The 13071-nt window shown below is 36.6% G+C and carries 11 protein-coding genes; 5 read left to right on the top strand and 6 right to left on the bottom strand.

The annotated features are described in order from the left end of the window. Positions 1-36 precede the first annotated feature (36 nt). The 3 genes from ACFYKX_RS06275 to ACFYKX_RS06265 all read right to left on the bottom strand — a co-directional run bounded on the left by ACFYKX_RS06275 (position 37) and on the right by ACFYKX_RS06265 (position 4782). On the bottom strand, positions 37-1650 hold the full coding sequence (locus ACFYKX_RS06275) for a long-chain fatty acid--CoA ligase (protein WP_389359186.1): 1614 nt from the start codon (positions 1648-1650) through the stop codon (positions 37-39). A 163-nt stretch (positions 1651-1813) separates the two neighbouring features. Then, a complete protein-coding gene (locus ACFYKX_RS06270; RefSeq protein ID WP_389359184.1) occupies positions 1814-3337 on the bottom strand; it encodes a coproporphyrinogen III oxidase in 1524 nt (507 codons plus the stop codon). A 578-nt stretch (positions 3338-3915) separates the two neighbouring features. Further along, positions 3916-4782 carry a Cof-type HAD-IIB family hydrolase gene (locus tag ACFYKX_RS06265; RefSeq protein WP_389359182.1) on the bottom strand — a complete coding sequence of 289 codons (867 nt, stop codon included), beginning with the start codon at positions 4780-4782 and terminating at the stop codon, positions 3916-3918. Positions 4783-5144: 362 nt separating this feature from the next. Here ACFYKX_RS06265 and ACFYKX_RS06260 point away from each other — a divergent pair, with 362 nt between their 5' ends. Continuing rightward, positions 5145-5348, top strand: coding sequence for a small, acid-soluble spore protein, alpha/beta type (locus tag ACFYKX_RS06260; protein WP_389359180.1), 204 nt, complete (start codon positions 5145-5147; stop codon positions 5346-5348). Between the two features lie 88 nt (positions 5349-5436). Here the strand turns inward: ACFYKX_RS06260 and ACFYKX_RS06255 are convergent, their stop codons facing one another. The 3 genes from ACFYKX_RS06255 to ACFYKX_RS06245 all read right to left on the bottom strand — a co-directional run bounded on the left by ACFYKX_RS06255 (position 5437) and on the right by ACFYKX_RS06245 (position 7802). Next, the gene (locus ACFYKX_RS06255) at positions 5437-5961 is read right to left on the bottom strand and encodes a D-glycero-alpha-D-manno-heptose-1,7-bisphosphate 7-phosphatase (RefSeq protein WP_389359179.1); all 525 of its coding nucleotides are present in this window, start codon (positions 5959-5961) and stop codon (positions 5437-5439) included. Positions 5962-6132: 171 nt separating this feature from the next. Next, complete coding sequence (locus ACFYKX_RS06250) at positions 6133-6486, bottom strand: YlbF family regulator (protein ID WP_389359177.1); 354 nt, start codon at positions 6484-6486, stop codon at positions 6133-6135. A 179-nt stretch (positions 6487-6665) separates the two neighbouring features. Beyond that, on the bottom strand, positions 6666-7802 hold the full coding sequence (locus tag ACFYKX_RS06245; RefSeq protein ID WP_389359175.1) for a DUF445 domain-containing protein: 1137 nt from the start codon (positions 7800-7802) through the stop codon (positions 6666-6668). A 165-nt stretch (positions 7803-7967) separates the two neighbouring features. On the opposite strand from ACFYKX_RS06245, the gene ACFYKX_RS06240 reads away from it, so the two are divergent. The 4 genes from ACFYKX_RS06240 to ACFYKX_RS06225 are packed head-to-tail and all read left to right on the top strand — an operon-like array spanning position 7968 to position 13041. Then, on the top strand, positions 7968-9359 hold the full coding sequence (locus ACFYKX_RS06240; protein ID WP_389359173.1) for a YheC/YheD family endospore coat-associated protein: 1392 nt from the start codon (positions 7968-7970) through the stop codon (positions 9357-9359). 43 nt (positions 9360-9402) lie between these two features. Beyond that, positions 9403-10506, top strand: coding sequence for a YheC/YheD family endospore coat-associated protein (locus tag ACFYKX_RS06235; RefSeq protein WP_389359171.1), 1104 nt, complete (start codon positions 9403-9405; stop codon positions 10504-10506). Continuing rightward, the gene (locus ACFYKX_RS06230; RefSeq protein ID WP_389359169.1) at positions 10484-11851 is read left to right on the top strand and encodes a YheC/YheD family endospore coat-associated protein; all 1368 of its coding nucleotides are present in this window, start codon (positions 10484-10486) and stop codon (positions 11849-11851) included. Before ACFYKX_RS06235 ends, ACFYKX_RS06230 begins: the two co-directional genes overlap by 23 nt. Beyond that, positions 11848-13041, top strand: coding sequence for a YheC/YheD family endospore coat-associated protein (locus tag ACFYKX_RS06225; protein ID WP_389359167.1), 1194 nt, complete (start codon positions 11848-11850; stop codon positions 13039-13041). Before ACFYKX_RS06230 ends, ACFYKX_RS06225 begins: the two co-directional genes overlap by 4 nt. Positions 13042-13071: the final 30 nt, after the last annotated feature.

Raw genomic sequence — 13071 nt, 5'->3', positions numbered from 1 at the left:
AATAGGATCAGAGATAAATCTCTGACCCTTTTAAACTTAATTCTTTTGTAAGTAATCTTTTTGAACTTGATCTCTTAAAGCGCGTTTTAAAAACTTTCCGACCGAAGTCTTTGGAATTTCTTCTAGAAATAAAATATCATCTGGAAGCCACCATTTTGCAAATTGCGGTTTTAAGAAATCGTAAAGTTCCTCTTTTGTCGCTCCATCTTTTTCTTTTAAAACAACACATGCAATTGGGCGCTCCTGCCACTGCTCATGAGGAACAGCTACTACTGCTGCTTCAAACACTGCTTCATGTGCCATTAACGCATTTTCAATATCAACAGACGAAATCCATTCTCCACCACTCTTAATTAAGTCTTTCGTTCTATCTACAATTTTCATAAAGCCTTCTTCATCAAGTGTGACAACATCCCCTGTATAGAGCCATCCATCACGGAATGTGTCAGCCGTTCTCTCATCTTTAAAGTACTCAGATGCAATCCACGGACCTCTAAGTGCCAGTTCTCCCATCTCTTTTCCATCCCAAGCGACTTCCCCGTCTTTTCCAACGACTTTCATTTCTAAGCCTGGAACTAATATACCTTGCTTCGCCTTAATTTCTAGCTTTTCTTCTTCTGAAAGCTCCTCTTGATAGCTTTTTAAAGTAGAAATAACTGCTAAAGGACTCGTTTCCGTCATACCATAGGCATGCTTAAATGGAATGTTATGCTTCTGTTCAAACGCTTTAATCATTCCTTTTGGTGCAGCTGAACCTCCACATAGAATATAGCGAAGATTGCTTAAATCATATTTCTTTTCTTCGAGTTCCTTTAACAGCCCTAACCAGATGGTTGGAACACCAGCTGTGATGGTAACTTTTTCTTCTTCTAGCAATTCTGCTAAAATCTTCGGAGTAAAATATGGTCCAGGTAGTACTAGAGTTGTACCGAACCAGACTCCTGCAAATGGCAATCCCCAAGCATTAACGTGGAACATTGGTACGACAGGTAGAGCAACATCTTTTTCACTAACAGCCGCACTATCAACCATTCCTAGTGCCATACTGTGAAGAACGGTTCCTCTATGAGAATATACGACCCCTTTCGGATTACCTGTTGTTGCTGATGTGAAACACATACCAGCAGGTGAATTCTCATCAAGGTCGTCAGGATACTCGTAATTAGGGTTCCCCTCTTCAAGCAGCTTTTCATAGTGATAGACAGGAGATAATGTCGTTTCTGGAAGCTCATCCTCATCTGTCATAATGACGTAAGCTTCAACTGTTGTGAATTCATCCTTACATTTTTCTATTAATGGAACGATGTCAGCGTCTATCAGTAATACTTTATCTTCAGCATGGTTAATAATATATGAAATATGTTGAGGTGCTAAGCGAATATTAATTGTATGAAGTACTGCACCACTACATGGGATTGCAAAGTAAGCCTCCAGGTGACGATGGTGATTCCATGCAAGTGTACCAACCTTATCTCCTCGTTGTACTCCAAGCTTTTCAAGACTATCAGCTAGTCTTCTCGTTCTTTCAGCCATCTCCTTATAAGTAAATCGTTCAATCCCTTTTGTTGTTCGTGAAATGACCTGTTTCTTAGGAAAATACTTCTCTGCTCGTTTGATCATTTGCGTCATTGTTAAAGGTGTTTGCATCATAATAATTTTATCCCTCCATTTAGTAAACGCTTTCAAAACCTAGCTCGTAAAATCTTATGACAGGCTATATATAAAACATTCTCTTTTTTTCGAAAAAATCCTGTCTGTAAATTCATAATATTAGAATAATTTAACATCAAAGGAAAAAAGAAGCCTAAACGAGTTAGACTTCTTCTTTCACATTGGTATTTTTCATAAATAATTCATTTAAGATCTTTATTTTCTTATTCGTATAATCTTCGAATCCATCATTATACGATTTAGGATCCTTTGGATTTGCAAATTGAGTGATTTTTCCTGTCACTGGATCAATAAACTTACTAGCTGCCCCACAGCCTAAACCAATGATGGTTTGTTGTTCTTCCATAATCATAATATTATAGATGCTCTCTTGGTCCCGTAGAGAATACCCGACATTCTCAAGATTACCAAGAATGTTTTTTTGGCGATACAGATAGTACGGAAGATAATTGTGATCTTTTGTCCACTTTTCAGCAAGCTCCATCATATCCTCTACTTCATTCCGATCAGCCACTTTGTATTTATCCTTGTTCTTTGTCATCTCAGAAGCACGTTTAAAGGAAAGCGTATGAACCGTTAATGATTCAGGCATTAGTTTTTCCGTTTCATTTAAAGTATGAGTAAACTCCTTGACTCCCTCTCCTGGCAAACCAATAATTAGGTCCATGTTAATGTTATTCATCCCCATTTTTCTTGCAAGATGATACTTTTCAATCGTTTCATCAACCGTGTGATGTCTCCCAATTGCTTTTAATGTCTCTTGAATATAGGATTGAGGATTAATACTGATCCGGTCAATATTCCACTTTTTTAGTACCTCTAACTTTTCAGGAGTTATCGTATCAGGTCGACCAGCTTCCACCGTTACTTCACGAATATCCTGAACATTTGGGAATGAAGCATACATCTCTTCATACAGCATGTCCATCTCTTCTGCTGTAATGCTTGTCGGAGTCCCACCACCATAATAGACCGTGGTAATGTTGATATTGTTATCTTTTAACCACTTACCAATTTGCCTCATTTCGAAATGAAGGCCGCCTAAAAAAGAATTCACTGAACCTTGACGTCCATTAATCGCGTAAGCAGGGAATGTACAATACGCGCACTTAGTTGGGCAAAAAGGAATGCCAATATAAATGCTTACTTCTTTTTGCAATTCATACAAATCTGGTACTGCCGTTAATTGTCGATCAATGATTTGTTGCATTAAAAATATTTTCTCATCCGTTATCAGATACTCATCCATCAACTTCTTATGTGCCTCTTCTTTTGGCATACCTTCTCGAAGTAGTTTATGGAGCAGCTTGGTTGGGCGAATTCCCGTTAAAATTCCCCACTTCTGAATCATACCTGTCCAATCTTGTAAAACGGTTAAATATACATGAGACACAGCTGTTTTTATTCGTCTAAATCGGTCTTTTTCAGTCTCATTATTAGGGAGGTCTTTTTCAAAAGAAGCAGTGAAAATTTGACCCGATTGATCTGTAAGAGTTGCTCGAGCCTTTACTGTTTCCGCGATAATTAGGGCAAACTCTACGGTAATGTCGGTAGACTTGCCTTTATCCGCGAATAGTATCTCAGTTTCTTCAAAGAATAGGTTTGCTATTAATTGAAGGGGACGATGAAACCGCTCATCTTCAATACCTTTTATATAAATTTGCATAAGATCACCTTTAAAATATATTTGAACATAAATTTGTCTTAAAAAGTTAACTTTTTTAAGTGTACTGAATGGATGTTATGAGGTCAATAAATTAGGGAGACTAGTTTTTTGGAAATTCAGGTTATAGCATGGTTATTCTCGAGGTGTATTCCGGAGTATATTGGACTTGTTCCACCTTATTTTCGCCGTCCACATGGTTATAATGGACATATAGAGCAATATATTCGCCGTTGCTTTTGTTTTATTGGACAAACAACCACTTTTATTCGCCAAACCAAAAACTTATTCGAGCGCAGTCAGGATATCGGCTGCTTTTTTATATATTTCGGCAAGTATCTAATAGTTATCGGTCACTTTTTCACATATTTCAGCGAGTATCTTACATTTATCGGCGACTCTTCACAACATTTCGGCAAGTCCTAGGATATCGACCACACTTCACACCTTTCTGCCAGCCTAATAATGTTAACCAGCCCTTTAATTCCCCCCGACTCATCGCAGTATTGTTTAGCAACCTCATCACACACGAAATAAACCAAAAAAGGGATGACCACCAAAGTATGATCATCCCAAATAATTTATTTAATGATATTCATTTTGCGTAGGAATTCAATCGGTTGCTGCTTTCTAAAATGCTCTTTTACCATGTACCCGACACCTTGTTGGTTATTTGAACGAGTTACCCAATCAGCTGCCTGCTTTACTTCGACAGGTGCGTTACCCATTGCAACTCCCAATCCTACTTGCTCGAGCATGTCAATATCATCGACGGAATCTCCGATGACAACCATTTCATCTCTACTAATTCCCAGTTGTTCCCCTAAGTATAACAATCCATTTAACTTAGAAACTCCCTTTGGGACAATATCTAATCTTAAATCATTTAATTTTACAAGATCAACCTCTGCAAACATACTTTGCATTGCTTTTTGGGCATCTTCTAAGTCTTCTTTATGTTCAAAATACACTTCCATTTTAGGAGGTGTTGACGGGTCATCTAGTAGAGTATCACTTAATGTATCAACGAATTGCTGAGAATAAAAGACAGGGTCGCCAGAAGTAAAGACTGTCTTTGCTAGTAGATTATTACTTACTTTTGATTTATTTGCTAATGAATATTCTTCGTGAACAATTCTAATTTGGCAGGAAAAACCTTCTAGTAAACGGACAATCTCGAAAGTAATGTCTTCAGGGATACGTTTTGCCTGAATGGGCTTGCCTAATGTATCTGCAATATATGCACCTCGGTGAGTGACAAGTTTAGAATCTAACTTTAAAGCCTTCGCCACCTTTTTTGCAGATGGAAAGCTTCTAGAAGTAACAAGTGTTACATAAATTCCTTTTTGACGAACATATTCTACAGCTTCTTTTGTTGACTTGTGAAGCCGACCATTTGATTGGAGAAGTGTTCCGTCGATGTTTAATGCAAGCAACCTATAAATCATTTTATATTGCCCCCTATTCTCGATGTTTTTATCCTTACAACACATGTATGTGCGATTTACTTTGATTAGAACAACTAATAGGGACAAAGTTATGATTTCTTTTTTTAGGCTCTTTTCTTAAACTTAGCTGCTATATAAAATACTTTATACTTCCCATAAACGGATTTAGAGAAGAAAAAATCCCACGAAGTATCATGGCATCCATGTTAGTGACAATATTCGAAAAGCAACAAAAGCCTTTTTTATCATGACGAAATTAACCTTGAAAAAATTACCAAGGTCCAGCTATGAATAAATCTTAAATTTCGTAACAAAACTAGAAATGTAACAAACAATAAAACTACACCAAGGAGATGATTAACATGGCAAGAAGCAACAATTCAAACCAATTACTCGTATCAGGCGTAAAGCAAGCAATTGATCAAATGAAGTATGAAATTGCAACAGAGTTTGGCGTAAATCTTGGTCCAGATACATCTTCAAGAGCAAACGGTTCAGTTGGTGGAGAAATTACAAAACGCTTAGTACAAATGGCTGAGCAACAATTAGGCGGAAGACAATTTTAATCTTACTTAATTAGTAAGCAAGTTTACTTAGAAACTGAAAGAATCCTCTCTTATATTAAGGAGGATTCTTTCTTTTAAAAAAACGTATTTATTGTACCATTTCTTTTATCTTTTCAACTGCATCAAATAACGATGCTGCTTGATAATCAGCATTCGTTTCCCCTTCACCAATAAAAACGGTTTTACAACCAGCCTTTTGTCCAGCCTCTATGTCTCTTTCATGGTCGCCAACCATGACGCTTTTTTCTAGGTTAATTTCATATTTTCCAGCTAGGTTTAACAGCATTCCTGCATTCGGCTTTCTGCATTCACATCCGGCTTTAGGTTTATGTGGACAGTAAGTAATCTCTCGAAAACGCCCACCTTTTTCTTCTACTAATTTCTCCAAATGCTGATGTATTCTGTGTAACTCCTTTTCTTTTAAGAACCCTAGTCCAACTCCACCTTGATTAGTTACAACAAAAATTTCAACATCCTCTTTACTTATCTCAGCCACTGCCTCAGCTGCACCATCTAGTAAAAATAACTGTTCTGGCTTATTAACGAACTTGACTCGATCAGTTAAAACCTCATTCAATACACCGTCACGGTCTAAAAAAACAGCTCTTTTCATAATTAACCTCACTGTCTTATAAAAGTAATCTGTCACATTAAAACTTCCTAGTTATAAGAATATACGAAAAGAAATACCTTTAAACAGGAAAAAGTATCTGAAGCGGGATTCAATTTAAGAATGGCAAAATAAAAAAGTCCCCCATATAGGAAGGACTTCTTCATTTACCCTTTATGCTTGCATCGCACCGTACAGTTCTTCTAAAGGCTTCATAATAACCTGGTTTAATTCACCAATTACCATGCTCATTCGTTGTTCTGCTTCCATTAGTTTTGAAATCTTCTCATGTTGTTGAACTAGAGCCACCATTTTTTGAGCTTGGTCAACCTCTTCTTGACCAATCTCTTGGCCCATCATTTGTTTTTGTTGTAGTTGTAACTGAATGTTACGGAAGTTCTCAAACATTTGCTTAGCTGATGGATCAGCATTTACTTCGTCATACATTCTCTTTAATGTATTATACTCATCACTTTGTCTAATTGCCTTTTCTAATTCATACGCCGAATCATGTAAATTTACTGCCATACGTTTCATCTCCCTTTCCGCATTAACCCCCTATAGTAGCCTTTTTCTCTTTAGTGTTAATCCCTAAAGCAACAAGGCAACAATAGAAGTCCATCAAAACAATCCACTCTACTATAACAAACTATGTCATGAATTGCGAATTGGGCACATTTTAATGGCAATAAGGTGGTAGTTGTATTTTATAAAAAAAGGACAACAAAACCTTGAAACAATCCGATTAGGCCACCTAACAAAGCTCCTAAATACGTAATCATTTTTAGTTCGCTTCTTGAAATAGATAAAACCATTTCCTCGAGGCGTTCAACGGAAAACGTCTCAACCTGTTCTCTAACGATTTCAGAAATATGAAGCCTTTCCATTAGTACTTCAATACGAGTTGACAACCAATCACCTAACATCTGAACCGCATTAGGTACAAGTTTTTCAACAACCTCATGTTTATATGGCTCCGCTATAACCGAGATAGGTGTTTGAAGGAATTGATCTACCCTTATAAATCTACGGCTATATTGCTTAATCATCGTACGTAGATGGTCTTTTCCAAATTGTTCTTCAACGGTTTCTATCTTCCATTCGAGAACTTTATCCCACTCTTTTCTTAGTAGGGTAGTAATCAGTTCTTCCGTCCCTTCACTATTTAAAAACTTAATGAGTTCAGGTCGAATCTTATCCGTAAGATTTACATTTCCTAAAAACATCTGAAGCATGTTCCCTAGCATTCCACTTCTCTCATTGAGAAAATCGTTCAGCATTCGTTCAATTCGTAATTCTCCCTCCGTACTTGAGAAATAGTCGGTTCCCTTTGAAAGGATATAGGAACTAATTTGTGGGATCTTTGAGTTAACCTTTTCAATTAACTCTTGAGACAGAATAACCTTGATAGGTTTTTCCCCATACTTCTCCATTAAGCTTTCATACTTTTTATCTATAAAAGCATCTAATTTTGCTTCTATTCGTTCTCCACTATCCTTTAATCCAAACCTTTCAAAGACTTCTTCCAACGTCTCATCACGATTAAGGAATTGATCTAATTCCTTTTGAACTATCAGTGACATGTCATCTTGAAAGTTCTTATTCAAAAATTTACGCTGAATACTTTCAGGTGTTAATAAATGGTTGACAACCATTTTCCCTAACTGTTCTGCAAGCTCTCCTCTACGTTTCGGGATTAACCCAGGAGTAAAGGGAACTTTCCAACTCCCAATATATATTGGCTTATAAGGCCTAAACAACATCTTGATCGCTAGCGAGTTGGTAAATCCACCGATAATGGCTCCTATGACAACCATAAATATGATGGTTAAAGCAATATTCATTTTACATCTACCTTCCATGGTTATAATTTAGCACACATAATTTTACTTTTACATACGATGATATCAGCACATGCCCATTTCTTCATTATAAATGTAGCTCTAGTACGAGTACAAATAAAGTGTGGGCTAAATCATGTTTTCAAACCCAATAAATGAGGAATATATATGTCTGATTCTTATTTACCTATTACGGTCATTGCGGATAAAATGTTTCAAAAAAAGAACGAAAATTACCTTATGATAAGTAGTTCACTCGCCTCCTATTTAGGAATAACCTTTGAAGAAGTTATCGTGTTGAGTTTAGGCATAAAAAAAATACAGGTTAGAGTATTTAGAGGGGATTTACGAAAAGATGAGATGGTATTCGGAAGGGACCTTTACCAGCAGCTCTCTCTTCCTGAAAAAGAAATTCGTTTCCTAACTAAATATCGTAAATCCAATAAAACTCTTTATATAGGCCCTATAATCGCTCTAATGACTGAGCTTCAGGAAAATGAGGAAAATATAGGACCAAATTTTCGATCTGTTCATGCTTTTTGTGAAGAACTTCATCACGGGACATCTTCTATCGGAGGATTTTTTTATGTTTTTCACGTTAAGAACTTTTCTCAAACAGGGATTGAAGGCTACTATTTTGAAGATGGTAGCTGGCGAAAAGACATGTTACCTTTACCAAATGTGATCTACAATCGGATTCATTCCCGAAAACTTGAATCAAGTAGCGCTTTTGGCTCAGTAATGGATACCATTAACTTGCTTCAAATCCCAATCTTCAATGAAAAGTTCCTATCGAAATGGGAAGTTCATAAGATCTTATATTCTGAGGAACACTTACAACCTTATCTTCCTGATTCCATGCTTTTTACGAAGGATCATCTCTTACTTTTATTTAACAAATATAAAGGGGTTTATATAAAGCCGATAAACGGTAGCCAAGGGAGAAATATTATCAGGCTCTACTCGAAAGACTACAGAATACACGCCAAGCTATCCTCTGGAACGAAGAATGAAGATGAACTGTCTTTTGAATCTTTATCTCAATTTACTGAATGGTTTAATAAAAGGAAGTCCAAAAACACCTACTTAGTTCAGCAAGAGATTCCATTATTAAAATTGAATGAACGTCCACTTGATTTTAGGATTTTATGTCATAAAGATTATCAGGAAAATTGGAAAATCACCTCAACAGTAGCGAGAGTATCAGCAGAGCAGCAATTTGTTTCTAACATTGCTCGTGGAGGCGAAACGATGAAACCACTAAAAGCCTTATCGTCATTGTTTGATCGCCAAACTGCTACTCAGCAAGTCATTCTTATGAAGGAATTAGCTATCGAAACAGCCAATATCATTAGTCAGTCCTCTACAGGTATTGTAGGAGAGCTTGGAGTCGATATTGGTGTTGATCATACAGGAAAACTCTGGATCATCGAGGTAAATTCGAAGCCCTCCAAAAACTTTGAGGAACAAGAAGTTAAGATTCGTCCATCAGCAAAAGCGATAATTGAATATTCGACGTCATTAGCTTTTAATCAAATGTTAAGACTTGATGAAGCTTAACAAGCACTAGAATGCTAATAAAATATATAAGGGGGAGTGACTAATGTTAACTCTAGGATTTATAACGTTAAACTTAAGCAGTGAATTAACCTACTTTACTGAAATTGCTAAAAGAGCAAAAAAATTTAATATTAAATGTTATCGGTTTATACCATCTCAAATGAATCCTTTAACTGAGAAAATAGTCGGTGAACATTTTAGTGATGACGATAGATGGGTTCGCTCAGAATTCGAGATCCCAGAAATATTGTATGATCGCTGTTTTTATGGAGACGATTCACATTCTAAACAGTGTATGGCGATTGTCAACTGGTTCAAAAGCAGAGCAGATATTAAATTTCTAGGGCATGGACTTCCAAATAAATTGGATTTGTATGAAGTGCTAGTCCATTCAAAACTATCACCTTATTTACCTCAAACCCATAAAGTACATTCTCCCGAGCAAGTCATCAAGACACTTCAAACCACAAATCCAATCATTATTAAACCAGTAACAGGCTCTCAGGGCTATGGAGTTTATTTTATCGAAAAACTAAAAAATGAATTTAAAGTACGTACAGATAAAAAAGGCAAGCAAGTATCTCGAACCTTCCAAGATGCTCCAAAGTTATTAGCATGGTTAGACACACTTTTAGCAAAAAGAACCTTCTTAATTCAACCATATTTGCCATTAACGAACGAGAAAGACCAGCCTTTTGATATAAGGTCCCTTTTACAAAAGAACAAAGATGGCAGATGGACGGTTGTTGGAAAAGGCGTACGAATGGGTGAAAAAGGTGGTATTCTTTCTAATTTAAGTGTTGGTGCCACAGTGGAAAATTATGAAGAGTGGATCGGCGCAACCACTCTTTACTCAAAGAATTATGTAAACGAAGAAATTGACTTCATCTTAACAAACTTGCCAACGATTTTAGAAAATGAGTTCTTGCCCCTATTTGAGCTTGGTGTCGATATTGGATTAGCAAAAAATGGATCGTTATGGATATTAGATGTTAATTCAAAACCGGGAAGAAAAGTTCTATTAACCGATCAACCTCATTTGAGGGATTCTTTATATGAAGCCCCTCTGATTTATGCTAAATCGCTGTCTCAAGCGGATATAAAAGAGAGGAGATCAAATAATCATGAGAAGACATTATCCGATTGAGTTTATTAATGGTCCTGTGAATAGCCTGTTCATCCCTTCGGAAGTGGAGATACCTTCAAATTTAAAAAGAGTTTCCTTTGGCACTCTCTCTATCGACGCAACGTGTCTTTCGCAACCTAATGGAAGAAAGGTTATCTCAATTAGTAAAGACCTTAAAGAGAATCTAAAAATACCGGATGTGAAAGTTCCTTTACATCTTTTTATAGATGATCAAACCATTTATATTGGTCCTCTCGTTGGCATATTCACTTCAGGATTTACTCCATTTGCCATGAGACCTATTGGTGAGAGATCCATCTTTTTTTCAAAACTACTTTCTGTAAAAAAATCGGTCGGAGCTTTACCTTTTGTATTTGGGGAACAACATATCAATTGGGAAACAGGTACCATCAAAGGTTTTTTCTATCTAGATAATGGCTGGGAAACCATCGAAGTCCCTTTTCCAAATGTGATTTATGATCGTTTGCCAAACCGTAGAAGTGAAAAAAAGGCTGAACTTAACAAGATTAAACAACGCCTTCAATCAGAGTATTTGATTCCATGGTATAATCCCGGCTTTTTTAATAAATTGGATATTAATGATCGTTTACTGCAAGATGCACGTATTGCCATTCACTTACCTGAGACCCACCAATTTTCTTCATTTTCTATGATTGAACGTATGCTGTCTCAATACGGGCATGTTTATATCAAGCCTATAAACGGTAGTCTTGGGTTAGGGATTCATCAGATTATCTATGATAGGGAAAGTAATGAATATTATTGTCGTTATCGAGATTCTAATGGTGAGAATAAATTAAGAAAATATTCTAGTTTGGAAGCATTATTTAATCATACTTTTAAAAATCGAAGACTCACAAACATGCTTGTCCAGCAGGGAATCCATTTAATAAGGTTGGATAAAAAACCTGTAGACTTTCGAATACACACAAACAAAGATAGCAATGGAGAATGGAAAGTAACGGCGATCGCTGCTAAAGTTGCTGGTCCGGGAAGTGTGACAACACATGTAAAAAGTGGGGGCTGTATTAAGACCATACCCGAGTTATTTCCAAGCAAGGAAGAACAAGAAGCAATAATTCAAAAACTAACTAATTCTGCTTTAAGGTTTAGTGCAGCATTGGAAGAACAGTTGGAAGGAATTATTGGAGAGATTGGGTTTGATATGGGTATTGATCGCCAAGGTCATGTTTGGTTATTTGAAGCAAACTCCAAACCAGGAAGGTCCATTTTTAAACACCCGCATTTAAAAGAGTTCGACTTACTAACTAGAAAACTGTCACTTGCTTTCTCGATATTTTTAACAGAGAGAGCAATCAAAACACCAGGAGAAATTTTTAAATGAAGCTGCTTTATGATCTTGAACAAAGAATTTGGGTTCTTCCTAAAGGGGAACGTCCTTCCTACTCTTTCGGAAAGAATAGGATGGAACTTCCCTTTCTTCAAGACAGTTCAATAAATACCCTTAGTTTTGACCTGAAGTGTGATAAATCAGGAAATATCGGACCTCTTGTTGGAATTATGACAGGGAGAAAAAAGAACGATCACGTAGCTGGAAACGGAATTTTATTTAAAAGAATTCAGTCAGAAATCATCCTTAATGGGGGTATCTCTTTTGTTTTTACCCCAGAAGATATTACGAATGAGCGCGTTAATGGTTTTATGTTTGTACCTGACAAAGATCAATGGATCAGGGTAGAATGTCCCCTACCCCATCTCATATATAATCGAATCCCCTTTCGAAGAGTGGAAAATACAAAAGCTTTTCAAGAAGTAATAAAGATTTGTAAGAAAAGAGGGATTTCTCATTTTAATCCCTCTTTTCTTAATAAATACACCCTCTACACCCTGTTTAAATCTCATCCTTCTTTACAAGAGTTTTTCCCTGAAACGATCATGACTAATGACCCAAAAGAGTTTCAGGCCTTTCTAGAGAAACATTCTAGTCTGTATATGAAACCTATAAAATCTGCAAAGGGGAAAGGCATCTGTCGTTTAACCCTACAGAATAATGGAACAATTGTAATGAATTCTACAGAAAAGCAAACTTCGTATGATAATGCCGACCATTTTTGGGAAAGTTGCTCACACTCTATTGATTGGAATCGGTATTTGTGGCAGGAGGCGATACCCCCTGCACTATATAATGGTCAGCGCTTTGATTTTAGAATCCTTGCTCACTATACCGATTTAGGTTACAGCGTAACAGGAGTAGGAATCCGACAATCAGAAGGTCAAGATGTCACCACTCATATCCCTAGGGGTGGAAAGGTAATTCCTTATGAAGAACTCCGAAATCAGCAACATGATCTTTTTATTAAGAAAATTGTTGAAGAATGTGGAGACTACCTTACAAAGGAACTAGGCTTCTTCGGTGAATTTTCAATTGATGCTGGTATTTCAGAAAATGGGAACTATGTAATTTATGAAATTAACTCTAAGCCAATGAGTTTTGATGAGGAGGATATTGAAGAATTACGAGTAAAAAAACTTTGCGAGCTTTTTTTCCACTTATCCAAATTTGAGTTACGGTAAACGATACAAATAAGAGGTATACCTTTAAGG

The sequence above is a fragment of the Cytobacillus spartinae genome (assembly GCF_042865285.1).
GTDB classification, from domain to species: domain Bacteria; phylum Bacillota; class Bacilli; order Bacillales; family Cytobacillaceae; genus Robertmurraya_A; species Robertmurraya_A spartinae.
Note: the sequence above shows the minus strand (reverse complement) of the source record. Positions and strands in the feature narration are given on the sequence as shown.